The sequence below is a fragment of the Pseudomonas sp. So3.2b genome (assembly GCF_019464415.1).
Taxonomy (GTDB): Bacteria; Pseudomonadota; Gammaproteobacteria; order Pseudomonadales; family Pseudomonadaceae; genus Aquipseudomonas; species Aquipseudomonas shahriarae.
In genome coordinates this window covers 1,758,358-1,782,771 of sequence record NZ_CP080494.1, presented here as the reverse complement: position 1 = coordinate 1,782,771, position 24,414 = coordinate 1,758,358, and the positions used below count along the sequence as shown (strand labels likewise).

Below are 24,414 nucleotides of genomic sequence, written 5' to 3'. Positions count from 1 at the left end.
ACAAACATGGGCTTATCCGCCTTGTCCTTTGGCCTCCTGCGGTCTATTGCGGCCCTAGATTTGCCCTAAATTTGCCCTAAACATCATTTTGACCACTCCCCCCCTAGGCAGAGTAATTAATGGGTTTTGGGCTTAAGCGCATCCAGAATCGCAAGCATCTGAGCCGAAGGTTTCATTGCTTCCTGAATCGCAAGCATCTGAGCCGTAGGTTTCATTGCTTCCTGAATCGCAAGCATCTGAGCCGTAGGTTTCATTGCTTCCTGAATCGCAAGCATCTGAGCCGAAGGTTTCATTGCTTCCTGAATCGCAAGCATCTGAGCCGTAGGTTTCATTGCTTCCTGAATCGCAAGCATCTGAGCCGTAGGTTTCATTGCTTCCTGAATCGCAAGCATCTGAGCCGTAGGTTTCATTGCTTCCTGAATCGCAAGCATCTGAGCCGAAGGTTTCATTGCTTCCCGAAGCGCATCCATTGGCCTCATTGCTTCCCGAAGCGCAGCCATGTGCGCCACTGGCATCCCTGTAGCCTGGCGTACAGCATCAAATATTGGTCTAGTCGATACGCCAATGCTTGGCAATTGCCCTGACGGGCTCACGCGGTCTTCTCGCAGAAGCAGTTGCTGAACCGGGCGAGCTGTGGGGCGGAATGCGTCAAGATGCATAAGGCCCAGCTCGGCCGCAACGCCCTCCGCTTTTTCGACCGACACGTTCCAGTGACGCGATAAACGCCGTGAAATGGGCGCAATGAATTGCCCTATTGCCAGCGATTGACCGGTATATATAGCTCCATTTTGTTTAGCCTGCGAACGCAAATCTTCGAATCCACCATACCCCAAGATTTGAGCAAAGGTTCGCTGCACCACTGACAGCTTCGGCTTAAGAGGCTGATCGGGATGATGCTTACTAAGCTTGGAAACAGAGCTCTTGATGCGGCCACTATCGAAGTCGGCCAATGTAACGGGAATACGAACCATATAAACACCTCATACAGGGGCACAAAGTTCATACAGCAACTGGCGGGCCGTGGTGCACCTGACTAGGGTCAAGTTTCGTATCAAAAGAATGGTCGTAGCGACTGAAGCAGGTTGGTCTCGTATCCAAAGAATTCGCGCAAGGCCAGCAGCGCCGAACGAGACCAGTCCGGCTTAGCTGAAAAAATAAAATATCTAAAAAGTATTGTCAAGCTAAATTAACCCAGATCGCTAACGAAGCTCTCCCAGAACTTTTCTCAGCGGCTGATTGGCGTCATCAACTCTGACGCGATTTTCTTCAACATGAAAGTTTCGCGCTGAATGGACTGCCCCATCGAGGACTCCTGACGCTGCATCACGGCTTCATTGTGTGTAATGGCCTCTTGCAGGTTGATCCAAACAGGACGCATACCATTAGCTATTTCATGACTTTCCATTCTCACTGGATCTAGCTGTAACGCTACTCCGCAAAGATAAAAATGCGAAGTCATATGCATCAAGTCGTATTGGGGCTTCCAGTAGGGCCGGTACTCTTCAATATAACCATAGTGCCGGCGTATCTGAATTTCGCGAGCACCAGTCTCCTCCTCAAGCTCACGCTTCAGCCCTGTGACGATGTCCTCGCCAGCATTAAGACCGCCGCCAGGAAAGCTAAAATCGTTATACCGCTCAGTGAATAGCAGCAGGATCTGTTCATCTCGCAATACGATGCCGCGTGCAGCATGACGACGGAATACTCTGCCCTGCATGGATTTCAGCTCTGGATGAATAATTTCGGCTATGAGTTGCATGTGGTCTCGTTGCAGCAAGTTCAGTTAATCATCATTCAGGATCGCCACAGCATTTCCGGACTTTGGAAATACTGTGGTCGGGACGCTGTTTCACCGAAGCAGCAATACCGGAAGAGTGACTGTTCGCAGCATCGTCGTCGTCGTGCTACCTACCAAAAACTGCCTGATGCGTGAGTGCCCATACGCGCCCATGACCAGGAGATCGATGGCGTGCTCGGCTTGATACGCATGCAGAACCGATTCTACCTCGCCTGACCGGATCTCGGCTTGAACCTTCAGGCCGGACGAGATAAGTATGCTTCGTGCTTTCTCAAGCTCGTTCTGGTTGTCTTGAGAATCTATTCCAACCATAACGATATGAATCGGCAGGCCTTCGCACAATGGGCTGGAAGCAAGCATCTGCACGGTTCTATGGGCTGTAGGGCTGCCGTCAAATGCAAGCATTACCCTCTCTGGCTGTTTAAATTTTCTGCTTGTAATCAGAATGGGCCGATGGATAGTTCGGACAACTGCTTCAATCTGGCGGCCAAGAGTGTGAGCGTTGTGCGTGCTGTCTTCACCCACTCTCCCTATAACCAGTAGGCGAATATCTTCCTGCAGGTCGCTCAGGCTTTCAACGAGGTGGCCATGTCGCTGTTTCAGGTCAGGCGCTACGGCACCGGAGATGACCGTCCGCTCGCGGGCCTTTTCAAGCATATGTTGCCCTTGCTCCAAGGCGAGCTTGGCACGCTGCGCATCTAGCGTAGCCAGTTCTTCCAATAGATATTCTCTGCTGCCAAGACCGATATTACCGCTGAGATCGGCGGATGCCGGATATTTCTCCTTATCCAGCACATGGAGCAAAGTCAGCGGGGCACTAAGTCGTTGCGACGCCCATGCTGCATAGTCGCAGACCGCCAATGAGGATTGAGAGTTATCAATGCATGCCATTACGTGAGTCATTGTCGTTCTCCTTAGTGGCTCATGAGCTTGTCGATAGCGCCAGGTTTGTCATGCACGCCAAAGCGGTCAACGATTGTCGCGCTTGCTTCGTTGAGACCCAGCACTTCGACCTCGGCACCTTCACGACGGAACTTGATAACCACTTTATCCAGCGCTGCGACGGCGGTGATATCCCAAAAGTGCGCCTGTGTAAGATCGATGGTGACCTTATTGAGCGCCTCCTTGAAATCAAACACGTCGGTGAACTTGTCTGCCGAGCTGAAGAATACTTGCCCCATGACACGATAAGTCCGATGCGACTCATCTTCTTCAAGAGTGCTCTTGATGTCGAGGTAGTGTCCTACCTTGTTCGCAAAGAATAGCGAAGCCAGCAGTACGCCAACCAATACGCCGTAAGCCAAGTTATGCGTTGCCACGACCACCACCACGGTTGCGACCATTACAAGGTTGGTCGATAGCGGGTGCTTTTTCAGGTTGCGAAGTGAATCCCAGCTAAATGTGCCGATGGAGACCATGATCATTACTGCAACGAGTGCTGCCATCGGTATTTTGGAGAGCCATTCACCGAGAAACACCACCATCAGCAGCAGGAAGATCCCCGCGCATAACGTCGAGAGGCGGGTACGCCCACCCGATTTCACATTGATAATCGACTGGCCGATCATCGCGCAACCTGCCATCCCGCCAAGCACGCCGGCAGCGATGTTGGCCACACCCTGACCTTTGCACTCGCGATTTTTGTTGCTGGTGGTATCGGTGAGGTCGTCGACGATGGTCGCGGTCATCATCGACTCCAGTAAGCCTACAACTGCCAGCGCTGCGGAGTAAGGAAAGATGATGCGCAAGGTTTCAAGGTTCAGCGGCACTTCAGGCCACAGGAAAATCGGCAACGTGTCCGGCAGTTGCCCCATGTCGCCAACGGTACGAATATCCAGCCCCAGGTAAATCGCGATAGCAGTCAGGGTCAAAATGCACACGAGCGGCGAAGGAATCAGCTTGCCAATCTTCGGTACATACGGAAACAGGTAGATAATTCCGAGGCCTGCTGCGGTCATGGCGTATACATGCCAGGTGACGTTGGTTAATTCAGGCAACTGCGCCATGAAAATCAGAATAGCCAATGCGTTTACGAAACCAGTGACCACTGAGCGGGAGACGAAGCGCATCAGTGAACCGAGTTTCAGGTAACCCGCGAGGATTTGGAGTACCCCACAGAGCAAGGTGGCTGCCAGCAGATACTGAAGTCCATGATCTTTTACCAGCGTGACCATCAACAGTGCCATCGCACCTGTAGCTGCCGAGATCATGCCTGGGCGTCCTCCGACGAAGGCGATTACGGCGCAGATACAGAAGGAGGCGTAGAGACCGACCTTAGGGTCGACGCCGGCGATGATGGAAAAAGCAATTGCTTCCGGAATCAGCGCGAGTGCGACTACGATTCCCGCGAGCACATCTCCACGGACGTTGGAAAACCACGTTTGTCTAAGTTTTTGCAGCATAGAAATATCCAGGGCAAAGCATCGCACACGCCAAACGGACGGCGAGCAAATCGATACTAATTCAAATTTTAGGATTATTGCGCTGTGTGCTTTAGGTCAAAAACCAGGCGTACAGCAGTACGCATCCGCGAGCGAAACTAGCGGAAGCAAGGTGTTGCGAGGGGGGCGTAGCGCTAAGGCGGCGTAGGCTGCCAGTACATCGTTTGGAGTACAGTCATGCTGATATTCCTGTAGCTCAAGGGGGTATGCGGTGCCGGCAGTATACAACGAAGCCGGCCTCGATGGCGACCATCAAAACAGCCCTCCTAAGGCGGCTGGTTCCCAGTTCATGATCACTAATTCTCCGCTAACCTCGGCCTTGCCTTGCCGTTGGTTTGTGTTGCTGTAGCGGATGTCGATTGTTTCAAAATGGAAACCTTCGAATACCCGGCGGATGTCCGGGTGATCGTTGATGCTGACCATCACCTTCCCCTTGCAACGCCTCATAAAATCAGCCATTCGCTCGTAATTCTCAAAGGGAAAATCCACGCCATAACCGGCCGTCTGCCAGTAAGGCGGATCCATGTAGTGGAAGGTATGGGGACGGTCGTAGCGCTCGGCACACTCAAGCCAGCCCAGATTTTCAACATAGGTGCCGGATAACCGTTGCCACGCTGCAGACAGGTTTTCCTCGATCCGAAGCAGGTTGATTGCCGGCCCCGTCGTCGCGGTACCAAACGTCTGCCCCGTCACCTTGCCGGCGAAGGCATGATGCTGCAGGTAGAAAAACCGAGCGGCGCGCTGGATGTCGGTAAGGGTTTCAGGGCGGGTCATCTTCTGCCACTCGAACACCTGCCGAGAACTCAGCGCCCATTTGAACTGGCGTACGAATTCTTCCAGGTGGTTCTGTACGACGCGGTAGAGCGTCACGAGGTCGCCGTTGATGTCGTTGAGGACTTCAACCGGCGCGGCCTGGGGTCGCATGAAGTAAAGTGCGGCGCCGCCGGCAAAAACTTCGACGTAGCATTCGTGGGGTGGGAAGAGCGGGATCAGGCGGTCGGCTAGGCGGCGTTTGCCGCCCATCCAAGGGATGATGGGTGTAGACATATAAAAGCAAGACCTTTGCTGTATGGATAAACAGTGCTAGGCTCACTTCGCTTTGTGCACGAAGCAGGAGCCTTGGCTGGACTTGCAGGGACGTTCTGCGGGGAAGGTGGCCGGGTTGGATGTTGACGCATCCTGCCCGGCCGCTCCTTTTACTTCTGTGTAGAGACTTCTTTTGCGTAGGCCTGACAGGCCAGCAGGGCGATCAATCCTTGGTCGCCGGCATCGGTGATGCCGATAATTCGTTGAGCATGCGCTGGGTCAAGTTGGGCTCTTGTGGGGCCATGAACCACGCGGCCGGTGGTGGCGGTGGCTGGCACTGAACAACTGCCGGTGGCGTCGGTGGCGGCGAGTACGACTGACAACCGCAGATCAGCAGTAGCCAGGCGATCACGCAGGCGAGCCTGTTTCGTTTGCTCATTGGTCAATTCCTTGTGGTGGGTTTCATCTTTGCTCTGCAGGCGCCGCTCCAGTGCCAGGCGCTTATCCTGCTCTGTTCGCTGCTGTCTGGCAGATGCCTGGGCAAGCTCGTTGAGGGTGTCAGCCTGGAGGCGAGCTTGGCGCTCAAACTGCTGACCGTACCGCCAGCCTTGGACGGTCCAGGCCAATGCAGCAGATCCGACGGCCAGCATCATCAACAGCAGGCTGACGGCGGCGATTCGGAACTGGGCGGGGATCAGGTCGAGGAGACGCATAACACCGCCCTCGCCCTACCCCAAAGCTGTAACCGATCCTCCAAGCCGTTGAGGCCACCATTGATCCGGCGGGTGATGGTGTTGAACTGCTCCTTGTCAGCAAGCAGGTTCAACCCATTCACCCACCAAAACCACGCCGCCGACTCGGCGGCCCATTGCGGCAGCTCCAACAGTTCCGGCGTGCGTAGCAAGCGTTCATCGCCAAATAGCGCCAGGCTGCAACGCAAGTAGTTGTTGTGCCCGGTGACCTGGATCAGTCCGCGACCACGATAGCGCTGACCATCGCCATCAGCTTCCGGGGTGTTACCCAACCTGGCAGCAAGGGTGCCGGTGTCGTATTTACTGAGGTACTGCTCACCCCCCAATTCACGCACGTATTGAAGCTGGCCGGACTCATGCCCGACCTGGGCGAGGAACGCGGCCTGGCGCTTCGGCGTATCGATCTGTCGATTTGCCATGGCTGTGTTTAGGGCAGATACAAAAACGCCCGCTTGGCGGCGGGCGTTGGGCATGATGCGTTGGAGTTGCTGCTCGGTGATGGACATCGCGTTTTCCCAGACAAAAAAAATACCGCTCGAAGGCGGCGGGTGATGGAACAGAAAGGCCAGGTCACAGCTCCAATACTTTGACCTCTTTGGACTTTTTCGCTTTCTTTCCGACCGCCTTGGCCTTGCCCTTCTTCCCTGCATTGCATTCGACCGTGGTGCTCCAGCCGGTTTGGGTGAATACCTGTTCCACCGAGTCCACCAGAAACACGCCGTCGAGGCCTTCCTTGAAGCCTTGCGCGTTAATCTGCCGTTCCGCGAACAGATCCGTGCGACCGACCATCTCCAGCCGGACCTCGGCGGTTGAGCGGTTGAACGCTGCAAGGCGCGCCTTGGCTGCCTGCTCGGCAGCAGACTTGTTAGGATGGATGTGCCGGTCGGTGTGAACAGGTGGCAATCCTGCCGGCGCGTCTTCATTGTCCAGGGACAGGTTGACCAGCTCGCCGGTTTTCTTGTCCTGGTACTTAGCCTTAACGGCCTTCTGCGTAGTGCGGTCGGTGAAACGGAATTGCCAGCGGCTGACATCACTACGCCGGATGATGACCGCCGCCAGGGATTTGCCGCTGGCTGTTTGCCCGCGTTGGCGAGGAAGGACCAACAACTTGCTGTCGGCGACCTTCGCGGTGCAGTCATGGTCCTTGGCGAGCCGGGTGATGAAGTTGAAGTCTGATTCATTCAACTGATCAGCCCGAGGCACTACCGTTGCCACTGAACACTCTGGCACCCAACCGTTGCGAGCGCCGATGTCGCTGACGATCCGGGACAACGGGACGTTTTCCCAACTGCCGCTACGGGTGGTTTTGCCACTGCCTCGCATGTCGCTGGCCTTGCCACGAATCACCAGGGTGTCGGGCGGGCCAGAGACCTCGATGTCGTCAACCGTATATCGGCCCAAGCGGGCCAGTGCGTTGCTACCGTAGCCGAGGTAGATCTCAATACCGGCGCCGCGCTTGGGCAATGTGACGGCGCCGTCACGGTCGTCGATGCGCAGCTCGAATTCGTCCGACTCCATGCCGGGTTTGTCCAAGGTACGCAGCAACAGCAGACGGTCATTGATCAATGCGGTGATATCGGAACCATCAGCAACAATCCGAAAGGTGGGTTTCATGTTCGAACCTCGTTGTTCAATCCCACAACTGCACCTGCTCGACTATTGGCTCGGCCACATCAGGAAAGCTGATTATCAGACCAGCCCGAAACGGCTGACGCTCGTCCGCCAACAACCGATTCGCCGCCAGCACCGCCTCGACCGTGCCGTTCAGGTGCCCGTACTGCTGGTAACACAGGGTATCCAGCAGGTCGCCATCAGACGTTCTGCATATCGTCGCCATAGCGCGTGAACTCCAAACTAAAGGTTTGCTTACGCGGGATCCCACCGGCCAGCAACGCACCCTGCTCTTCCTCCAGGCTGCGCAAGCACCAGGTGCCCAGCACGAAGCCATAGCCAGTGGTCAAGTTGAGCGGTAGCAGCTTGGCCCCGATGGAGCGCAGGGTATCCAGTTGTTTGAGCCCGCCCTTGAAGGTGGGAAAGATCGCCCCCTTGAGGCTCAACTTTTCCTCCCCCATACCCACGCCCTGCTGCGCCGGCCGGCGGCTTAGGCGCTCTTGCGAGGCCCAGCGAAACTCTGTCTGCCGGCGCAGTTCATCGAAAGCGGCCGTGTCCAGGTTGAAGTAGAACGGCTGGGCATTGGTTTGCAGTGGCTGCAGGATCAGCAAATGCGGGAACGGTTTGACCGCTTCCGCCATGGGTGTGGCATTGGGCGCCAGGGCACTGGTCGGCAGGATGTTTGCCAGGCGGGGATCGATCTGGCCGGCGACCTTGTTGATCGCCGTCCCGGCACGAAAGACCTGTTCCTTGAGCGTGCCCATGCGCTCATCGATGCCCGTCATCGTCCGAGTCGCCTTGTTGTAGGTAGCCAGAACGGCACCGACTTTGGACTGCGCCGTGCCAATCCCACGCATAACCCGTTGCAGCTTTACACCAACACCGGGCGGCACACCGGGAAGGTTGGCAATTTCCTCGGCAGCGCCAGTAATTTCGCTGATCGCGCCGTTCACCGGGCCGATCATGTCATCGATGCTACGACGCCCCGCCTCCCCAGCCTTAACCAGGTATTTGAAACCTGACTGCAATTGTTCCAGGTAAGTCATTGCGGCTCCTTATACGTGGGGTGCATCGAACAGGTTCCGGCGGGCTTGCTCACGGCTGAAGTCCTGAAACATCTGCTGCATGTACGGCATCAGTTCCTGGGCCAACTGCCGCGGGTCTTTGACGTCACCCTTCACCGTTACCGGCATGGTTGGGGAAAACGTCCACTGCTGATCTATCCGTGCGGGCTCAGGTTTCACCACTGCAGCCGCATTGAGCAACGCAGGTGCTACCACTGCTGCAGGCGCGACAGCCAATGAGCGTGCGACATCCCCTAACGCCGGCCCCGCAACAGGTGCTTTGGGTATCAACGGACCAGACGGCACAGGGGGAGCAACACGAGCAACGTCCGGTGCCGGTGTCGTGCTGACCGGGGGCAAACGCAACGCTTTCGCAGGCGTCTTAAGCATCAACGGACCAGTCGACACTGAGGGCGCCATCTGGCCGAGGATCGGCATCGGTGTGTCACCTGGAGGTTGCAGACGCAATGGCGAAGGTTGCGCCGGTAGAATCAAACGTTCAGCCGGCGCATCTGGGCCGCCGAATGCCGCTTTACCTACCACACTACCTAGTTCACCGCCGCCCCAACTCCCAAGGAAGCCGCCAATCAGACCGCCGACCACGGTGCCGATCACCGGCACCACCGAACCAATCGCGGCACCAGCTGCTGCACCGGCAAGCGTGCCGGCCAAGGTGCCAGCGGCATTGCCGTAGCCTTCGGCCTTTTCGTCGCGGGTTTCAGCGTTCTGGTAGGTATCGGCGGCAATCAGCCCGGCCTCGATCAACGCTAGGGGCGCGCCGACCTTGGCGAACCCTAACCCTTTACCCATCATGGCCTTGGGCGCAAAGCGACTTGCTGTTGCTCCAACTGGCGAGGCAGGTACGCCACCACCAATTGGCGTCCGCCCGCCCCTCCTCCTATGTCCTTTACCTCTGCGCCCTTTTTTACCTTGCCCATCAAGGCCACCGCCATCGAGGCCACCGACCGGCATATTGGTCACGATGACTTTCTGCGCAATGTTGGGGTTTCCCATCAGTGTGCCGCGAGCGACATTGAGCATGCCTTTGCCCATTTTGTAGGCACTCATTGCGGCGCCTAAGCCGACAATACCTGCGGCCAAAACCGTCGCACCACTGACAACGACTGGAAACTTCCCGGCCAGCTCACTCAACCCATAAGCCACCTTCGCTAGCCCATCTGCCGCCAGATCCGTCAGCGGCCGCACCGCGTCCCCAATCTGGGTCATCGACGACTCAATCCCTGCCGTCGCCGCCGACCACTTGCGATTCGACGTCTCTCGCGCCTTGGCCGCGTCCGCCTCGATCTTGGCCTTGCCATCTGTCTCCTTGATGGTCGCCATATCAGCCTTGATCTTGTCGCCGTATTTGATCTGCGCGAGCAAACCGGCACTGGCACTCTGATCGCTGACGATATTCGCCAGCCCCGCCGCCTCGGTCAGCGCGACCATGGCCTGCTCTTCCTCAGCACTGCCATCCGCCGAGGCCTTGATCTTGGCCTTGAGCGCCTCGATTTTCTTGGCCTTGGCCGGGTCCTGCTTCTTGATCAGTTGCTCGCTGAGCATGATGAAGGCATCGACCGGGTTGGCCGCCTTGCCGCTTTTGGTCGCAGCGAGGATCGAGCCGGTCAGGTCGTAGCCTTCCTTGGCGAACCGTTCCTGGCTGGTGCTGCTGATCACCGCGTTGAGCAGGTTGTTCATGTTGGTGGCCGCAGCCGCAGAATCCTGCGTTTGCGAGAACTGCGACTGCAGGCTGGCCCCGAGAAAGCGCACCGCCTCCGGGCCTTCCATACCCAGGCGTTTGATGTTGCCGAGCATGGCCGGCAGGTACTTGGCCATCTCCTTTGGACCGAACGCACCGATGTCACCGGCCGCCGCCACCTGGCCCAGCATGGCGCCCATGTCGGCCTGTTTGACACCGGCCTCCTTGAAGGAGTTAATCAGGGTGGCGATGGTTTCGGGCTCCATGCCCTGGCCGTCGATCAGATCGGCAATCTGCCCGGCGTAGCTAGTGGCAACATCCCACTCCACGCCCTTCTCGATCAGCGCCCCGACCGACCGGGCGAGCAGTTGCTGGCTCATACCCTTCTCTGCCGCGACCTTGCTGATGCTGGCTGCCAGTTCGGCCTCGTCGCCGGTACCGGCGGTGTGTGCCCACAACGACATCTGGCGGATCTGCGCCTGATAGTCGCCGGAGACCTTGGTCGGGATTGCCAACGTAGCGGTCAGTGCCGCCGCCTGGCCGAGGGAGCTTTTCATGCCCTCCTTGCCCTGCTGGATCTGCGTGTGGCCCAGCGCCTTGAGTTCAGCACCCCGTGCTACCTGCCCCAGGGCTTGGTATTCCTTGCGCAGTTTGCCGACCTCGATGCCCTGTTCCTTCAGGATCCTGAGGTTTGATTCGAGTTTTCGCAGCAGGCCATCGGCCGAGGCCGAGCCGGTGTCATGGGCTTTCTTCCATTCGTCCCGCAGGCGCACTGTGTCGCCGATGGTGCTCTGCAGAACGCGGGCCTTGGTGCCTTGTTCACTGAGTTTCTTGATGCGGCCTTCGACATCCTTGAAGGCGGCGCCGACCGTGGAGCTGACGGCGCCGCCGATGACCAGGCCGAGCGCCAGGTTGTTTGCCATGATTGCACTCCAGGCAGGGATGCAGGGGTCAGTCCATGAGCCACCAGATCATCGTGGAAAAGGGCATGGTCTCGATTTCATTGGCGGCAAATGAATACTGCGTCGCCAAGCGTTTCGCGACCTGCTTTTGCAGGGCCGGGTTAAATCCCGTCGTCCTGCACCAGGCGAAAGTAGGCGGCTTGCAGCCGCTGGTAGTCCGTCAGCTTGAGCCCCTCCAAGTCCTTAGTGTCGGATTCGGACAGGTTAGCGAGCAGGATCGTGTCACGCTGGTCGTCATCGCCGGCAGACGCCGACGTCGCGGCGCGAACATCGCGTACGGTGGGGGCGCGCAAAGTCAGGCGGTCAATTTTGAGGGCCTTGATTTCATAGCCCTTGGAAAGGGTCACAACCGCCCCCTCTGGATCGACGACCAGCCACGCGGGCAGTTGGTCTTTGTCTTCAGGCATACCCGTGTCCATCGACAAACGCGAGTAACCCGCCTGCAGGCGCGCATAGTCCGTCAGTTTGAGGGCCTCGATATCCTTGGTCCCGGCGTCGGCCAGCGAGGCGAACAGAGTCACTTCACGCAACACTGGGTCATCGCCACCAATAGCATCAGAGGCACGGACCTCGCGCAGGGTCGGGGCACGCAGGGTCACTTGGTCGACCGCGATGTTGTTGATCTCACAGGGTCGGGTCAGCTTGATCGTCGCAACATCTGCAGTGACGGCGAGCCAGGATGGAATCTTGTTCAGTTTTTTCATGGGAGCAATTCCTTACAGGCCCAGGTCGCGGCGGACACTGGCAAGTTGATCAACACCGTCAATGACCCGCACGCATGCCAGCGGATCGATCTCGTACATCAGGCGGCCGCCGACTTCGAGCTTGTAGTAGCTGACGCTCAGGGCGTACTTGAATTCGGCAGGGTCGCCCGGCTTCCAATCACCCGGATCCAACTCTGTGAGCATGCCGCGCAGGGTGGCGACCACCGAGGTCGTGGCGCCCTTCTGCACTTTGAATGAACCCCGGAAAACCGCGTTGAATGCAGTCTGGTCAGCTAGGCCAAAAAAACGCATAGCCTCACGCCGCACACCCTTGGTGCTGAAGGACGCCTCCATTTTCTCCATGCCCTGATCCATATCGATAGGCGCATCCATGCCACCGCCACGATATTCATCGGTCTTAAGTTTGAGCTTGGGCAGAGACAGCGTGGGCACGTCGCCGGAGAAGTTGATGCCATCGACAAACATGTTCATCAAGTACAGCGTTTGCGGAACCATAGCCATTGCGGGTTCTCCTTAGCCGTTGGTATCGAGGACTTCGGTCAGCCACTGGTTGGTGACCTCGACCCGGAAGTTGGGGTTTTCAGCCGGCGGTACGTCGGTGAATCGGATGTTCCAATACACCTTGCCCTGCTCCAGCTGGCTGGCCGTGTTCAGCTCCGGATCGGCGAAGACCTCGAAGTTGATAATCGCGCCCTGGAGCTTCAGGTCGCGCATGAAGTTCTGCAGCCCGGCGGTGACGTCGCTGACGTAGGTCTTGGTAATCGAACGATCGACCGCCCATTTGTGGCCGTAGAGGATCGCGTCCATGACGATATCCATGGTGCGGACGCGGGTGACAAACGCCCACTTAGCATCACTGGAACAGGTACGGTTGCCCCACAATCGAAAGCCGTCATCACGGATGATGGTGGTGATGTTCGCATTGTTGAGCAGGTTGGCCCGGCAGGTTTCGTCACCGTCAAGAAACTCCACCGGCCGCTTGGTACCGGTGATACCGACAAACTCTTTGTTCGACGGCGAGGCCCAGAAGCCGTATTCCGAATCGGTCCAGGCGAACAAACCCGCAGTCCAGGCCGATGCCGGACAGTCGACGGAGGCATTGGCGACCGTGCTCCAGATCTGCACGCCCGGGTCCACCAGGTACACGCGCTTGCTGCCGAAGTTTTCGCCGAACGCGATGGCCGCTTCGTCGGTGGTGTTGGGACCGTCGACAATTGCCACCGCCCGCAGCTTGCCAGCCAGGGCATCCATGGCCGTGGCGACCGCCTGTGTCGAGGAATGACCGGGGGCGATCAGCAGGCGCGGTTGCGAGTTGAACTTGCTCTTGCCATCGAGCAGCGCCTGCAGGCCGGTACGCTCACCATTTGCCAGAACGCCGCCGATGATGGCCGAGGTCTGCTGGGCCGGATCTTCGGTCAACGCCACACCGACTGCGACGATAACGGCCTTGGCCCGAGCAAATACCGCTTTGGCCGATTGAGTGATGGCCGAGTCCGGGCCAAAGGCGGCGACCGCTTCGGACTCGCGGGTCAGCAGCACCAATTGGTTGGGTTTCGCCAGCGCCGGGGCGCCTGGCGTGAATGTGTCACACAGACCGATGATCGACGAAGACGGCACCGCAATCGGGCGCGATCCGGTATCAACGTTGGTGACCGTGACCCCGTGAAAAAAAGACATAGAACAAACTCCAGAAACCAGAAAGCCGCGCAAGTGCGCGGCTTTCTATAATGAAAACGCCCCGACAATGCGGGGCGCTCAAGGTTTGGCTAGACGATGCAATCAAGCGTCGCCGATACCGACCACGCTCTCGCGAATGAGGGCAATGGCCTGATCAGCCGCTGCCTCGGCTGCGCGGTGACTGGTCGCCTTGAGCACCCCCTGCTTGCCCATCAGGCGAGCGGCGCGGATCTTTTGCAGCACCTCAACCCAGTCGGCCCATTCGGCCAGGATGCTCTCGGCCGCTGCTTGCGGCGTAAGCTCAGCTGCGTCCACCCAGGCTTGTACAGACCGTGGCACGTCCCCGGTGAAGTCCGCCGCGGCAAAAGCCTTGGCCTCGGTGGCGGCCAGGTCCAGCTCAACAGCGCGCAGCGGATCACCCAGCACCGACGTCCGCGCCTGGTTAGCGACCTGATCAATCTGCTGTTGTGCGGCCAGCAGTGCTGCCCCCAACGGCAGGTTGTCGAACTCGTAGCCGACATAGGAAGTGCCACCAAAAATGACGTTCAAGTATTCTTTTTGCATGGTGTTCTCACAGAGTGGCAAGGTTGGTGGTGACGTAGCCCAAGTCTTTAGAGGCCGTACCAGCGGCCACACCTGGGAAAATACGACCGTTCAAAGCGGCAGGTAGCGACGTGCCGACCAAGGCCAGCTGAAACAGCGAAGTACCAGCCCCCATAAGCAGGCCAAGGAACGTACCGCGAAGCTCAAAGTTCACGTTGTAAAGGCGCAGCGAATTAACCGCAGGCGCCGAACTCCCACTACAAAACGCCAGCGCGTAGTAAGCCCCCACCTCACCTGCGGTGCTGGCCGGAAGACTCAGTGTCAGGTTAGCCAGCTCAAGTGCCGACTCGTCGCTCTGCCAGAAGGACCCCATTCGGCGGGTGTTGACGCCTTCGTTCTCGACCAAAAACTCATTGAGGACGAGCTTGCGTGCGCTGCCAACCTCGCCGCGAATCATCATTTTTCGCCCCAACATCTGCACATGGGCACTCAAGGTGTAATCACGCTGTAGCGTCACGTCTACCCGCCCGCCTTTAGGCGTGACTTTAATGGCCGCTTCAATGGTTTTGAAGGGACTTCCCGATGTGCCCAGGTTTTCATCACTGCCCAATTGGCTGTCGACAAAAAAGTTGCGGGAGATAGCAGGTGCGGCCGCAACAGCGGCAGAAACCGCTTGATCAATGGCCGCTTTCTTACCGTTGAAGTAGGTGATCAGGTCGGTCACTTTCGAGACCAGGTTGGCAATTTCGCTTTCGAGTGACATGGCGGATTACGCTCCGTACTTGGTGGTAACAAAAAGGGTTTGTGTTGCAATGATTCCAGCGGCGTTGGCGACAATGGCCCCCAGCATTCCCTCGCGGTCGTTCGCACGCTGACGCTCAACCTCCTGCATCCGACTGGACAGATCCTCTAACTGAATACTCGAGGACGCATGCTGCTTACCGTGATCGCTCAACACATCCTGTTGATTGAGCCCTCGCAGGTCGGCGGCTAGTTGCGCCGCTGCCAATGTCGCCAGCGGCGCAGCCAGGGTCAGGTTTAAGCCGCCCGGTAGTGACGTGATGGTCACGCTGTTGGCAGGTAACGCGGCCAACAACAGGTCGTAAGCCAGAAGCAGGTCGGTAGCGACAGGCTTGTATGCCAGCGCTTCGGTCGGGTGCGACCAGACCGCGAGCAAGGTGCCGTCAGACAGCAAGAAGCCCACCTCCCGCACCCAGTACGCACGATCTCCATCGGCCACCGCTGTGAGGTGAATCTGGTGGTCACCCAAGCGCTCGCCGCCGGCAATCGGGTACTTGGCGACCTGTGCCCGCAGCGTCTTTTGCTCGTTGTTCGGCGTGTAACCCTGCGAGCCCAGGACCACATGGGTGATTTGCGCGGCCACCCCGGTGCTGTCGGCACGGAACACCGCCGATAGCCCTGCCTTGGTGATAATCGGTTGAAGCGCGGTACTCATAAGATGGCCTCCATCATGCTTCGGACGACAATACGAAGCCGCGCCGCCGTGGCGATCACGATCTCCCCTTGCGCGTTGATTGGGACGCCCTGCAAATCCGTACTTCGCCGCGTGATGCAGCGGGTATTGATTGCACTGGCGGAACCTAGTATTTGCTCTGATTCAAGGGACGCAGCCACCGCGTCGGCCGAACGCCGCTGAACCATGCGGCTTTGCGTAACGCTGGCAACTCCAAGCCCGCCGTCAAAACGGGCGCCGAGCCGAAAGGTGTAGTGGCTGCGCTCGTTTTTGGCCGAATCCACCAACGCCTTCAGTCGGGCGTACAGTTGCGGGGAAATAATCGAGCCTTCCCCTGGCCGGTTGTTGTTCGCCCAGGCGGTCAGTTGGAAAGTGAACGGGGCCGCCCCCGGCACATCGCGCCACTCCTTGAAGTCCGCATTCACCTGCACGGCGCTGAGCACCCGGCGTATAGCACCCACGGTGCCCTTGGTCTTGTGGACAGGAATCGACTGATTGATCAGAGCCCGCTTCTGCTCTTCGGTTTCAGCCGCTTCCCAGCCATCTACCTTCATGCCCCAGGCCAGCCAGGGCAGGAAGTTTTCGGGGCATCGAGCAGAGTCAGCGATGCCACGGATGATGTTCGGATCGATACCCAGGTCACAGGCATGCTCCACCGCCTGTTCTAGCGGCGTGGGGTTAAGCGGCAACAGGCTCATGGCACCACCCGCGACGTCAGCAAAATGTTGGTGCAACTGGGGTAATGCCGCTTATCACACACCACATCCGCAACTGGAGAAGTCAGCCGCACGCGCCGAACACCCGAAACGTGCAAAGCGGCGTAGAGCGCCGACAGTGGTAATTGCCCTTCCAGGGACCGAGCTTGGGCGATAGCGGCATCCAACCCCGCCCTGGATGCACTCAATACCACCGCTGGATCCGGCCCACTCTCCAGCTCCAGATCCGCGATCACCTCGTAAGGCGTGGGCTTGCCGAGTTGCGCACGGGGCCGGTCAGTCAAGGGACGCACATCCTCCGACGACAACACCCGCAGGACAGTGTTGACCAGCTCATCCCCAGGCTCCGCGCTTTCCAGAGTCGGCAGCACCGCCAGCGACACGTCGCCTGGCAACGGGTCTTGCAAGCCCGCGTCGTAGTCGCACACAACCACAATCGCACCCGGTGGCAATTGAGCCCGAAGAGCGGCGTTGACCTCCACACCTATGAAAGTCGGGGAATCGACCGATACGTTGGCTACGTTGGCCGAAGCGGACAGGCCATGAAATTCATAGGCACCGCGACTGCCGGCGACCGACAATCCCTCTAGTGACAACCGGGTGCGGTAGCGCAGCGCGTTGTCGCTTTCCATCACAGCGACAACTGGCGGTATGGCATCCGGATCTGCCGGGATGATCGTCAACCGCTGGACATCGTAATCAGCAGCACGGTTATCAAGGTCCGTACGTTGGGCGTAGGCTAAAAGACTGGCCTTGGCCGCATCGTTGACCCGCGCCCGGCCCAGCATTTTTTGATACGCCGCGACCTCCAGCAATTTGACGACCGGATCAGACTCCAGCACTGCCGTCCACTGATCGCCCATCTGCTGACGAAAGTCAGAAAGCACTTCCTGGTACATCGTTTCGAAGTCGATGGGCTCCAGCACCTCGGGTGCCGGCAACGTTGATAAATCAATCATGCACTCACCTCCAGCAGTTGCCGTTCGCCCAGGTATTCGCCGGTCAGCTTGATGTCGATACGACCGCCAACGACGGCGACAACCTGCACCTGTTCCAGTTTCAGCCGGGGCTCCCAGCGTTGCAGCGAACGGGCGACCTCGGCCTGTACCGCGCTTTTCCAGCCTTCGTTTACTGGCATATCAACAAAACGCCGTAGCCGACTGCCGTACTCTGGCCGCATACGGCGACTGCCCAAGGGCGTGGCGAGAATGTCCTCGATGGACTGCCGGAGATGGTCGAGCCCGGACAGCGATTTGCCGCTGCGGCGATCCATTCCGATCATCGGAACTACTCCGTAGCGGGTGTTAGTTCAGGGTGATTGCGCAGAAACTCGTACTGATCATCGCCGCAGGCGACCGCAAGCCCCCCTATAACGGGGATGTTTTGACCGTCCCGCATTACCAGAACACGTGAGGTGTAAGCCGTATCCCGAAAGGTACGGGCCGGACCAATCTCCACGGGTTTGGGGTCTGTCTTGTCGGTTGCCCCCACGGCGCCGGGAAAACCTTGCGGCAACGGATTCAAACCCGGCACCGGCAAAGCCTCAGCCAAGGAGGTTGGTTCAAGTTCGCGTCTGAGCTTGCTCATAAATGAAGTCTCCAAAAACGAAGAAACCCGCACTCGGCGGGTAGTGGATAACGGGTCGATCAGTGCTCGTGGTTGGCCGTATTGCCGCCCGCATCAATCACCTTGCCGGCTGTTCTGATGTCGCCGGTCGCATCTAATGTGCCGTCGATGATCACCGCGCCCACCAGGTTGATTTGCCCGGACACCAACCGCGTACTGTCAGGCGTCATCTCCAGCACCGAGCCGCCGACCTTGATGGTGACGGTGCCGGCCGGCAGGTCGATGGTGTAGCTGTTGGCCTGCCAGTCGTAGACCAGCGAGCCGCCATCCTCGAAGCGCCAGACTTCCACATAATCGCGGTTGTCTGGCTGGGCACCCGCATTGCCGTATAGGCCAGGGATAAACGTGCCCATCGCCGGCTCGCCACTGGGGCTCAACAGCGCGCCCTGCTCCTTCAGACTTGGCGCCCGCCAATGGCGAGCCTTGCCGGCGGCCTGAGAGTGCCAGCGCACCCAGGCGCTGACCCAGTCACCCGAACGCACCCGCACCATGCCGGTGGACAGATCGACTGCCTCCACCACACATGGCATGAGCATGGAGGCGATCATGCGGTCATGCTGGGCGACGGGGTAGCTCATTGCAGATCCTCGGGGCTGAAATACTTCTCTTCATTACCTGGACCTGTGTCAGGGCTGAAGCCGAACCGCAAAGTGCCCGGTGGCTCATCCGGCCACGGCCATTCCTCAGTGCCCAGACAGATTGTTTGGTCCCACTCCACCAACCAGACGAAGTAGCCGTCCAGCTCAGGTTTGGTCCAGTCCTGGGTAGAGCGCACGAACTCGGCGCAATCGACCCCCAGGCCCCAGCACTGCCCCCGAAGCAACACGGCCAGTTGCGAGGCCAGTTGCACCGCCTGGCGTTGCGGGTCGAGGCTGATCGAATCGACGATAATCCGCGCCTCAAACTTGCAAACCAGCGACGTTTCCCCGGTGCCGATATCCTGGCCGGGCTCCACCTCGGCCAGTTCCAGCAACACCACGGGCGTGGGGATGGTGGATTCTGCCGACAGGTCCGGCCAAAACGTGGCGCCCTGGATCCCCGGCAAATGCTCCTGCAGGTGCTGCTCGATGGCCTCATACAACTGGTCGAGGCTGAATGGCTGCTCAGACACGGGCGATCCCCTTCAAATACTTCTGCAATTCAAAGTTGAGTTCCTGCTTGAGGATCTCCAGCAAGCGCTCATCGGCACGTTTGACCCAGCTTTCGAAGTGCGGACGCACCTGATCCAGCGAAACTTTGGCTTTTGCCAGGGGGAAGCGGTTATCGCTTTCCTCGACAAAGCCCGAGCGCCGCCGGCCCTGTGAGCTGTCGGGATAGTCCGTGCTGTTGAAGTGCTTGCTGGAGGTGCGGATCCAGACATCAGGACTGTTGCCATACACCTGCTTGAAGAACGCGCCCTGATACCGCCGTCCGGCCACCGATACCCCGGCGCGTGTTTGTCGAGCCCGGCCGATACGGCTGGCCTCGATGGCGTTGACCCCAAACCACAACTTGCCGCGCATCGTGCCGCCGCTCACCGGGTAGGCCCGCAAGCGTTGCCGGACGGCGCCGATGGCGATCCGTTCCTGCTTGCCCACTGCCCTGGCGATGTGCGTGCGCAACCAGCCCAACGTCTTGTTGATGGCCCGACGCTGGGCCGCCGCTGCCGCCTTCGGCACCAGCTGCCCGAACTCGCGCAACGCCTGGGAATGCACCGCTGACGGCTGGATGTTGATCATCCCGCTGTTGCGCGTCTGGTGTACGTAGCTGCCGACACTCATGGGCGCGTCCTCAAGATCAGAGCCACCAGGCCATTGCCGTTGGGCTCCAGCTGCAGCAGGTCGTAGTCGCCGCCACCGTCCAGGGCCGGCACATCGACCGTGACCCGCAAGCCCCTGCTCAGGCCGTCCGAATCCTTCACACGGATCTCAAAGCGTGGCTCACGGATGGCGGTCTGGACCTTGCCAAACTGCGGGGCCTTCCAGGGTGCGCTGAACATGCCCAGCACCGGCTCGGCGCGACCTTCGATCAAGGCGGTATCGCCGAGGGTGTCGAAGATCACGTCGTCGATGTCGTCGATCAGATCGCGGAAGGCCACGGTTAGAGTTCCAGCAGGATCTGCGCCCGAGGCCGCGTGCAAAGGTGCAGTGGGTTGGACTGCGCCTCGCCAGCCACGCCCTTATTGAAGGGCAGCGGCTCGATCTTGCTGTAGTACGGAATGCCCTGGGTGTTGACCGTTTCCATATAGTCGGCCGGCGCAAAGCACGAGATGTACAGTTCAGGCACGCCCTCCGGGATCAGCAGCGCCTTGTCATCGTGGATAAACGATACGCCGGCAATCTTGCCGCGATAGCGCTCCCAGACGATCCCGCCGAACTCAAAGCTCTCGCGGGCATCACCGCGAAGGGCGGCGGCCTGCTGGCTGTTGAGATAAGTCTTTTTGATCGATTCATGTTCGACCAACTCGTTCCAAAAGTTCTTGCCGCAGAAAGCACGGGAACCGGTGCTGGTGATGCTGCCCAAAGCGTCCTCTTGCATGTCCAAGGCTTCGCCGCATTTGACCCGCAGCTCGGTGCCAGGATTTTTCAAACCCATTGACAGCCGTTGGCGTTGCACACCAAAAATCTTGTAGATATCCATCAGGACTGTTTTGCCATCGGCATCCAGCACCTGCCCGTTCAACGCGCCCATACGCTGGAATTCGTGAGTGGCATCCAACTGTCGGCGCGCCCTTGCCAGGCGATTGTTGACTACGTCTTGCACTGCCTGCAATTCGCTGCGAGTGCCAAAGGCACGAATACCCTGGATCTCGTCCGCCTTGATCGTGAAGCGCTGTGGCAGATGCACGGTATTGAATGGGATCATCGTACGCTTGGTCCCACCAATCACCAGACCCGACGTGCCACGCTCTCCAGCTGGCACCAGGGCTAGGGTCTCGCCGTCCTTCTCGATCTGCACGGTCAGGGTGCTGATGCCCTCCTCGCGGAAAAGGCCCAAGCTGCTGATGCGGCCGGGCAGGTATTCCTGGTCATTGATTGCAGCGGTCAACGAGGAAACACTGAACACATCGTCTTCAAAAATGGCGATATCGGCCATGGGGGTACTCTCCAGAAACGAAAAATCCCGCACTCGGCGGGATGAATAAACGGGGGATCGCCTTAGCGGACGATCACGAAATTGGCGGCCAAGGCCTTTTCACCTGCAGGATCAAGGCCCGTCAAGTGGGCTTCGCTGACCTCGGCCAGCCGCACCACTGCACGACCGCGACGAGGGACATCCGACTCGCCCAGCGGCCCCCAAAGGATCGCGACAGCATTTTCGCTGCCGTCTTCAGCGGTGGGGGTATACGGTGCGAACTCGCCCGAAAGCGTCACCAAGCCAAGGATCTGGCCGGGTTGCAGCGCCGGCCCTGCTGCGACGTTGATCGCTTCACGGGAAATGTTTCCGGCGCCTTCGGACAGCAGGAACTCGCCTGCGTGCATCGATTCGACTTTGATGGTCATGCTCTTGCTCCTTTCGAGGTTCCGTTCTGCGCCGCCTGACGGGATGCCCAGATCGCTTGGGGGTCGGCCTGTTTGGCCTTGATTGTGGGTGCTGGGTCATCCTCCAGCGGCAGGCTGTTGTCGATTTCAAAGCCGCCACCTTTGCCCACCAGCTTGTCGAACAGACGCGCCCGCACAGCGGCTTCGTCCAGCCCGGCGTTAATAAACTCTCCGGTCAGCTCTGGAAGGCGTGCTGCCACACAGAGGCTATGCAGCGCCTTGGCCTTGGTCAGTGCCGCCTGGATCACGGCCTCGCTTTCCAGCTTGGTCGTAGCGAGCAACGGTTCCACCAGGTTGCTGATGCCCGCTGCTGCACAACCCTGCGTCACCATCAGCGCCAGCTTGGCCGCATCCAGTACAGGGGCCGGTGGGTCGACCGGCTCCGTTGGCTCTGTCTCCGGTTCGTCATCAAGCTGGGCGAGCAGCTCGGCGGGGGCGTTCTGGAAACGCTGCAGCACGCTGCCCTGGCCGAGACAGGCTTGAACCTTAAGGCCGTCGCCCACCTCATCGGCCAACCCCAACGCCACCGCCTCATTAGCGGTGAGCCAGGTTTCGGCGTGGACCATGCGCCGCAGCTCCACTTCGTCGATGTCCGGCGCCTTGGACTTGTAAGCCGCAATGATCGCTTCCAGGGTCTGGTCCAACACATCGGCGACCCGGCGGAAGTCTTCGGCATCACCGCCGCTGAAGGTGTAGGGGTTGTGGATCATCAACATGGCGTTGGCCGCGATCACCACCCTGTGCGCGCCACACACCGCGACACTGGCCGCGCTGGCCGCCAGTGCATCAATACGGCCGGTGCAGCGCTCGCCCAAGCGTGATAGCGCGTTGTGGATCGCCAGGCCGTCGAACAGATCGCCGCCGATGCTGTTGAACGCCACGATGATCGGTGAGGTCCCGTCATCCATGGCGCGCAGATCCTGCACGAACTGATTGGCGGTAACACCCCACGCGCCGATCTCGCCGTATACGAAGATCTCAATGCTGCGTTGCTCGGCTTCGCCGCTGGCCTGGAGGGTGTACCAACTCTTGTCCGCGACCTTTACCGGCTTGCCAGCCTTGTCATAAATGCGCGGGATCGCTTTTTTGCTCATGGTTGTTCCTTGTCATCAATCGGCTCGATGGCATCAAGCGTGGTGTAGTTGAGGCCGAGGTCATTGGCCCTGGCGAGGTCAGCGGCGTTTTCCGAATCGATGGTTTCGGCGTCGTAGCCGTTGCGCAGGCACATCTCGCTGCGTGAACCAAAACCGGCCTGCACTTCCATCCGCCGCGCCTGTACGTCCTGCACCGGCTGGATGTAAGCCCAGCCTTGCGGCACCCAACGTGTACGCAGGTATTCACGGCGACGTTGCGCGTAATCCTCCAGCACCAGGGCACCGGACAGCACCGCCATGTCCATCCAGGCAGCTCGCACCGGGCGGCATAGCTGATGCACATACACGCCGAATTGCAGTTGCTCCAGACGCCGCCGGAACTCGTTGAGCACCACCCGAAGCGCCCGGTCATTGACCTCGCGCATGTCGCCCGTGAGGATCTCGTAGGGCGTGCCCGAACCCGCCGCCGCAGCCATCAGTTGCTGACGCATAAAGTCCGGGTAGTTGTTGCCGGCGTCTGGTGGTTTGGAGAACTCCACCTCTTCGCCTGGCCCCAGTTCCTGCATGGTGCCGGGCTCCAGTGCCACCATCGGAGTGAAACCATCGCGGTCCAGATTCAGCAGTTGGCCGGTGGTGGGATCTCGTGGCTGTTGCGTGGCTTCCGGCGCTGGCCTGCTGATGAAGCCGGCGAACAGGTTGGCGACTTCCTGCCGGAACAACACCGCGTCATCGTAGTTATCCAGGCTGCGCAGGCGTTTCAGGACCGGCGCCAAGCGCGGCACCCCGCGCAACTGGCCCGGCTCCACCGGCTCAAATATGTGCAGCACCTGGGTGGCTGGCACGCGCACCAACTGGTTGTAACCGCTGTTCAACCACGACGAATCGCGAGGGTGTGAACGGTACATCCAGTACGCTACGCGTTTGCCCGCCGGAGTGAACTCGATCCCTGCGCGGATGATGTTGCCGTTTTTGGCAGTCTCAAATTTGTCGTGCGGAACGAACTCCGGGGCCAGAGCTTGCAGTTGCAATGGCACCGCCAGCCCTTCGTCCAGACCACGAGGCCGCAACCGGACAAAGCATTCGCCGGCAGTTTCCACGGTGCGTGCCACCAGGGCCTGCATGCCGTAGAAGTCAGTCAGCTCGTCGGCGTCTGCCTCGTCCACCCAGTCATCCCACAGCTGCTGTTTCACCTTGCGCAGGGCAGCATCGTCGGTGGTCGGCCTGGGCGTGATGCCCGTGCCGATCAGGTTGCTGACGCGTTTGTCGATGACGTTGAACGCATACGGATCGTTGCGCACCGCCGCCCGTGATCGCGCCCGCAGGTTGCGCAGGGCCGGGGTGTTGATGCTGTTGATGCCGTTGTCGCTGGCTTCCCAACTGGCCGAACGGCGGCCCTCCCCGGCGCCTTCGTAACTGGCCTTGATGTTCGACGGCAACAAGAATCCACTGCGCGAGAGCGTCGGAAAATGTCGGGCCATTAGATCCCCTTGCCTCCGTGAGTGAGCCGGATCACGCGAGAGCGTGGCCCGGCAGAGTCGGTCAACGACGTGCGGATCTGGTCGCGGGCCTTGAGTAGTTCGTCGATGGAGCGGTACTCCACCGTGCGGTCGCTGTAGCGCACGGTTTTTTCACCGCGTGCAATGGCGCGCTCGATGGCTTCGAGGTGTTTCGGGGTAAACGACATA

30 protein-coding genes are annotated in these 24,414 nt (G+C 59.2%); all 30 read right to left on the bottom strand.

What is annotated here, in order from left to right:
• Positions 1-116: 116 nt before the first annotated feature.
• The 30 genes from K1X80_RS08025 to K1X80_RS07880 all read right to left on the bottom strand — a co-directional run bounded on the left by K1X80_RS08025 (position 117) and on the right by K1X80_RS07880 (position 24,413).
• Positions 117-971, bottom strand: coding sequence for a hypothetical protein (locus K1X80_RS08025; RefSeq protein WP_220172814.1), 855 nt, complete (start codon positions 969-971; stop codon positions 117-119).
• Between the two features lie 254 nt (positions 972-1,225).
• Complete coding sequence (locus tag K1X80_RS08020) at positions 1,226-1,759, bottom strand: NUDIX hydrolase (RefSeq protein ID WP_220172813.1); 534 nt, start codon at positions 1,757-1,759, stop codon at positions 1,226-1,228.
• A gap of 90 nt (positions 1,760-1,849) precedes the next feature.
• Positions 1,850-2,701 carry a universal stress protein gene (locus K1X80_RS08015; RefSeq protein WP_220172812.1) on the bottom strand — a complete coding sequence of 284 codons (852 nt, stop codon included), beginning with the start codon at positions 2,699-2,701 and terminating at the stop codon, positions 1,850-1,852.
• 11 nt (positions 2,702-2,712) lie between these two features.
• Positions 2,713-4,200 (bottom strand): SulP family inorganic anion transporter, encoded by a 1,488-nt coding sequence (locus K1X80_RS08010; protein ID WP_220172811.1) that lies wholly within the window; start codon positions 4,198-4,200, stop codon positions 2,713-2,715.
• A 291-nt stretch (positions 4,201-4,491) separates the two neighbouring features.
• Positions 4,492-5,286, bottom strand: a complete 795-nt coding sequence (locus tag K1X80_RS08005; RefSeq protein ID WP_220172810.1) for a DNA adenine methylase — start codon at positions 5,284-5,286, stop codon at positions 4,492-4,494.
• Positions 5,287-5,435: 149 nt separating this feature from the next.
• Positions 5,436-5,978 carry a lysis system i-spanin subunit Rz gene (locus K1X80_RS08000; protein ID WP_220172809.1) on the bottom strand — a complete coding sequence of 181 codons (543 nt, stop codon included), beginning with the start codon at positions 5,976-5,978 and terminating at the stop codon, positions 5,436-5,438.
• Positions 5,960-6,523 (bottom strand): glycoside hydrolase family 19 protein, encoded by a 564-nt coding sequence (locus tag K1X80_RS07995; RefSeq protein ID WP_220172808.1) that lies wholly within the window; start codon positions 6,521-6,523, stop codon positions 5,960-5,962. Before K1X80_RS07995 ends, K1X80_RS08000 begins: the two co-directional genes overlap by 19 nt.
• A gap of 64 nt (positions 6,524-6,587) precedes the next feature.
• Positions 6,588-7,631, bottom strand: a complete 1,044-nt coding sequence (locus tag K1X80_RS07990; RefSeq protein WP_220172807.1) for a phage late control D family protein — start codon at positions 7,629-7,631, stop codon at positions 6,588-6,590.
• Between the two features lie 16 nt (positions 7,632-7,647).
• On the bottom strand, positions 7,648-7,854 hold the full coding sequence (locus K1X80_RS07985; RefSeq protein WP_220172806.1) for a tail protein X: 207 nt from the start codon (positions 7,852-7,854) through the stop codon (positions 7,648-7,650).
• On the bottom strand, positions 7,829-8,674 hold the full coding sequence (locus K1X80_RS07980) for a phage tail protein (RefSeq protein ID WP_220172805.1): 846 nt from the start codon (positions 8,672-8,674) through the stop codon (positions 7,829-7,831). Before K1X80_RS07980 ends, K1X80_RS07985 begins: the two co-directional genes overlap by 26 nt.
• Positions 8,675-8,683: 9 nt before the next feature.
• The gene (locus K1X80_RS07975) at positions 8,684-11,314 is read right to left on the bottom strand and encodes a phage tail tape measure protein (RefSeq protein WP_220172804.1); all 2,631 of its coding nucleotides are present in this window, start codon (positions 11,312-11,314) and stop codon (positions 8,684-8,686) included.
• 140 nt (positions 11,315-11,454) lie between these two features.
• On the bottom strand, positions 11,455-12,057 hold the full coding sequence (locus K1X80_RS28375; RefSeq protein ID WP_220172803.1) for a phage tail assembly protein: 603 nt from the start codon (positions 12,055-12,057) through the stop codon (positions 11,455-11,457).
• 12 nt (positions 12,058-12,069) lie between these two features.
• A complete protein-coding gene (locus tag K1X80_RS07965; RefSeq protein ID WP_120734461.1) occupies positions 12,070-12,573 on the bottom strand; it encodes a phage major tail tube protein in 504 nt (167 codons plus the stop codon).
• A gap of 18 nt (positions 12,574-12,591) precedes the next feature.
• On the bottom strand, positions 12,592-13,755 hold the full coding sequence (locus K1X80_RS07960; RefSeq protein ID WP_220172802.1) for a phage tail sheath family protein: 1,164 nt from the start codon (positions 13,753-13,755) through the stop codon (positions 12,592-12,594).
• A gap of 102 nt (positions 13,756-13,857) precedes the next feature.
• On the bottom strand, positions 13,858-14,319 hold the full coding sequence (locus K1X80_RS07955) for a hypothetical protein (protein ID WP_220172801.1): 462 nt from the start codon (positions 14,317-14,319) through the stop codon (positions 13,858-13,860).
• A 7-nt stretch (positions 14,320-14,326) separates the two neighbouring features.
• On the bottom strand, positions 14,327-15,061 hold the full coding sequence (locus K1X80_RS07950) for a hypothetical protein (protein ID WP_220172800.1): 735 nt from the start codon (positions 15,059-15,061) through the stop codon (positions 14,327-14,329).
• 6 nt (positions 15,062-15,067) lie between these two features.
• Complete coding sequence (locus K1X80_RS07945) at positions 15,068-15,754, bottom strand: phage tail protein (protein ID WP_220172799.1); 687 nt, start codon at positions 15,752-15,754, stop codon at positions 15,068-15,070.
• On the bottom strand, positions 15,751-16,470 hold the full coding sequence (locus tag K1X80_RS07940) for a phage tail protein I (RefSeq protein WP_220172798.1): 720 nt from the start codon (positions 16,468-16,470) through the stop codon (positions 15,751-15,753). Before K1X80_RS07940 ends, K1X80_RS07945 begins: the two co-directional genes overlap by 4 nt.
• A complete protein-coding gene (locus K1X80_RS07935) occupies positions 16,467-17,447 on the bottom strand; it encodes a baseplate J/gp47 family protein (protein ID WP_220172797.1) in 981 nt (326 codons plus the stop codon). The genes K1X80_RS07940 and K1X80_RS07935 overlap by 4 nt, the downstream gene beginning before the upstream one ends.
• On the bottom strand, positions 17,444-17,770 hold the full coding sequence (locus tag K1X80_RS07930) for a GPW/gp25 family protein (RefSeq protein WP_220172796.1): 327 nt from the start codon (positions 17,768-17,770) through the stop codon (positions 17,444-17,446). The genes K1X80_RS07935 and K1X80_RS07930 overlap by 4 nt, the downstream gene beginning before the upstream one ends.
• A 5-nt stretch (positions 17,771-17,775) precedes the next feature.
• Positions 17,776-18,075 carry a hypothetical protein gene (locus K1X80_RS07925; RefSeq protein ID WP_220172981.1) on the bottom strand — a complete coding sequence of 100 codons (300 nt, stop codon included), beginning with the start codon at positions 18,073-18,075 and terminating at the stop codon, positions 17,776-17,778.
• 59 nt (positions 18,076-18,134) lie between these two features.
• Positions 18,135-18,692: a phage baseplate assembly protein V gene (locus tag K1X80_RS07920; RefSeq protein WP_220172795.1), complete on the bottom strand. Its 558-nt coding sequence runs from the start codon at positions 18,690-18,692 to the stop codon at positions 18,135-18,137.
• Positions 18,689-19,225, bottom strand: coding sequence for a hypothetical protein (locus tag K1X80_RS07915; RefSeq protein WP_220172794.1), 537 nt, complete (start codon positions 19,223-19,225; stop codon positions 18,689-18,691). The genes K1X80_RS07920 and K1X80_RS07915 overlap by 4 nt, the downstream gene beginning before the upstream one ends.
• Complete coding sequence (locus K1X80_RS07910) at positions 19,218-19,874, bottom strand: phage tail protein (RefSeq protein ID WP_220172793.1); 657 nt, start codon at positions 19,872-19,874, stop codon at positions 19,218-19,220. The genes K1X80_RS07915 and K1X80_RS07910 overlap by 8 nt, the downstream gene beginning before the upstream one ends.
• Complete coding sequence (locus K1X80_RS07905) at positions 19,871-20,191, bottom strand: hypothetical protein (RefSeq protein ID WP_220172792.1); 321 nt, start codon at positions 20,189-20,191, stop codon at positions 19,871-19,873. The genes K1X80_RS07910 and K1X80_RS07905 overlap by 4 nt, the downstream gene beginning before the upstream one ends.
• 2 nt (positions 20,192-20,193) lie before the next feature.
• Positions 20,194-21,189 carry a major capsid protein gene (locus K1X80_RS07900; protein WP_220172791.1) on the bottom strand — a complete coding sequence of 332 codons (996 nt, stop codon included), beginning with the start codon at positions 21,187-21,189 and terminating at the stop codon, positions 20,194-20,196.
• Between the two features lie 62 nt (positions 21,190-21,251).
• Complete coding sequence (locus K1X80_RS07895) at positions 21,252-21,596, bottom strand: head decoration protein (RefSeq protein ID WP_220172790.1); 345 nt, start codon at positions 21,594-21,596, stop codon at positions 21,252-21,254.
• The gene (locus K1X80_RS07890) at positions 21,593-22,729 is read right to left on the bottom strand and encodes a head maturation protease, ClpP-related (RefSeq protein ID WP_220172789.1); all 1,137 of its coding nucleotides are present in this window, start codon (positions 22,727-22,729) and stop codon (positions 21,593-21,595) included. Before K1X80_RS07890 ends, K1X80_RS07895 begins: the two co-directional genes overlap by 4 nt.
• On the bottom strand, positions 22,726-24,207 hold the full coding sequence (locus tag K1X80_RS07885) for a phage portal protein (protein WP_220172788.1): 1,482 nt from the start codon (positions 24,205-24,207) through the stop codon (positions 22,726-22,728). The genes K1X80_RS07890 and K1X80_RS07885 overlap by 4 nt, the downstream gene beginning before the upstream one ends.
• Positions 24,207-24,413, bottom strand: a complete 207-nt coding sequence (locus tag K1X80_RS07880) for a phage head-tail joining protein (protein WP_120733737.1) — start codon at positions 24,411-24,413, stop codon at positions 24,207-24,209. The genes K1X80_RS07885 and K1X80_RS07880 overlap by 1 nt, the downstream gene beginning before the upstream one ends.
• Position 24,414 lies beyond the last annotated feature (1 nt).

Bases quoted from the DNA above. Each gene is read 5' to 3' on its own strand.
- K1X80_RS08025 (WP_220172814.1), bottom strand. From the start codon at position 971: ATGGTTCGTATTCCCGTTACATTGGCCGACTTCGATAGTGGCCGCATC.
- K1X80_RS08020 (WP_220172813.1), bottom strand. From the start codon at position 1,759: ATGCAACTCATAGCCGAAATTATTCATCCAGAGCTGAAATCCATGCAG.
- K1X80_RS08015 (WP_220172812.1), bottom strand. From the start codon at position 2,701: ATGACTCACGTAATGGCATGCATTGATAACTCTCAATCCTCATTGGCG.
- K1X80_RS08010 (WP_220172811.1), bottom strand. From the start codon at position 4,200: ATGCTGCAAAAACTTAGACAAACGTGGTTTTCCAACGTCCGTGGAGAT.
- K1X80_RS08005 (WP_220172810.1), bottom strand. From the start codon at position 5,286: ATGTCTACACCCATCATCCCTTGGATGGGCGGCAAACGCCGCCTAGCC.
- K1X80_RS08000 (WP_220172809.1), bottom strand. From the start codon at position 5,978: ATGCGTCTCCTCGACCTGATCCCCGCCCAGTTCCGAATCGCCGCCGTC.
- K1X80_RS07995 (WP_220172808.1), bottom strand. From the start codon at position 6,523: ATGTCCATCACCGAGCAGCAACTCCAACGCATCATGCCCAACGCCCGC.
- K1X80_RS07990 (WP_220172807.1), bottom strand. From the start codon at position 7,631: ATGAAACCCACCTTTCGGATTGTTGCTGATGGTTCCGATATCACCGCA.
- K1X80_RS07985 (WP_220172806.1), bottom strand. From the start codon at position 7,854: ATGGCGACGATATGCAGAACGTCTGATGGCGACCTGCTGGATACCCTG.
- K1X80_RS07980 (WP_220172805.1), bottom strand. From the start codon at position 8,674: ATGACTTACCTGGAACAATTGCAGTCAGGTTTCAAATACCTGGTTAAG.
- K1X80_RS07975 (WP_220172804.1), bottom strand. From the start codon at position 11,314: ATGGCAAACAACCTGGCGCTCGGCCTGGTCATCGGCGGCGCCGTCAGC.
- K1X80_RS28375 (WP_220172803.1), bottom strand. From the start codon at position 12,057: ATGAAAAAACTGAACAAGATTCCATCCTGGCTCGCCGTCACTGCAGAT.
- K1X80_RS07965 (WP_120734461.1), bottom strand. From the start codon at position 12,573: ATGGTTCCGCAAACGCTGTACTTGATGAACATGTTTGTCGATGGCATC.
- K1X80_RS07960 (WP_220172802.1), bottom strand. From the start codon at position 13,755: ATGTCTTTTTTTCACGGGGTCACGGTCACCAACGTTGATACCGGATCG.
- K1X80_RS07955 (WP_220172801.1), bottom strand. From the start codon at position 14,319: ATGCAAAAAGAATACTTGAACGTCATTTTTGGTGGCACTTCCTATGTC.
- K1X80_RS07950 (WP_220172800.1), bottom strand. From the start codon at position 15,061: ATGTCACTCGAAAGCGAAATTGCCAACCTGGTCTCGAAAGTGACCGAC.
- K1X80_RS07945 (WP_220172799.1), bottom strand. From the start codon at position 15,754: ATGAGTACCGCGCTTCAACCGATTATCACCAAGGCAGGGCTATCGGCG.
- K1X80_RS07940 (WP_220172798.1), bottom strand. From the start codon at position 16,470: ATGAGCCTGTTGCCGCTTAACCCCACGCCGCTAGAACAGGCGGTGGAG.
- K1X80_RS07935 (WP_220172797.1), bottom strand. From the start codon at position 17,447: ATGATTGATTTATCAACGTTGCCGGCACCCGAGGTGCTGGAGCCCATC.
- K1X80_RS07930 (WP_220172796.1), bottom strand. From the start codon at position 17,770: ATGATCGGAATGGATCGCCGCAGCGGCAAATCGCTGTCCGGGCTCGAC.
- K1X80_RS07925 (WP_220172981.1), bottom strand. From the start codon at position 18,075: ATGAGCAAGCTCAGACGCGAACTTGAACCAACCTCCTTGGCTGAGGCT.
- K1X80_RS07920 (WP_220172795.1), bottom strand. From the start codon at position 18,692: ATGAGCTACCCCGTCGCCCAGCATGACCGCATGATCGCCTCCATGCTC.
- K1X80_RS07910 (WP_220172793.1), bottom strand. From the start codon at position 19,874: ATGAGTGTCGGCAGCTACGTACACCAGACGCGCAACAGCGGGATGATC.
- K1X80_RS07900 (WP_220172791.1), bottom strand. From the start codon at position 21,189: ATGGCCGATATCGCCATTTTTGAAGACGATGTGTTCAGTGTTTCCTCG.
- K1X80_RS07895 (WP_220172790.1), bottom strand. From the start codon at position 21,596: ATGACCATCAAAGTCGAATCGATGCACGCAGGCGAGTTCCTGCTGTCC.
- K1X80_RS07890 (WP_220172789.1), bottom strand. From the start codon at position 22,729: ATGAGCAAAAAAGCGATCCCGCGCATTTATGACAAGGCTGGCAAGCCG.
- K1X80_RS07885 (WP_220172788.1), bottom strand. From the start codon at position 24,207: ATGGCCCGACATTTTCCGACGCTCTCGCGCAGTGGATTCTTGTTGCCG.
- K1X80_RS07880 (WP_120733737.1), bottom strand. From the start codon at position 24,413: ATGTCGTTTACCCCGAAACACCTCGAAGCCATCGAGCGCGCCATTGCA.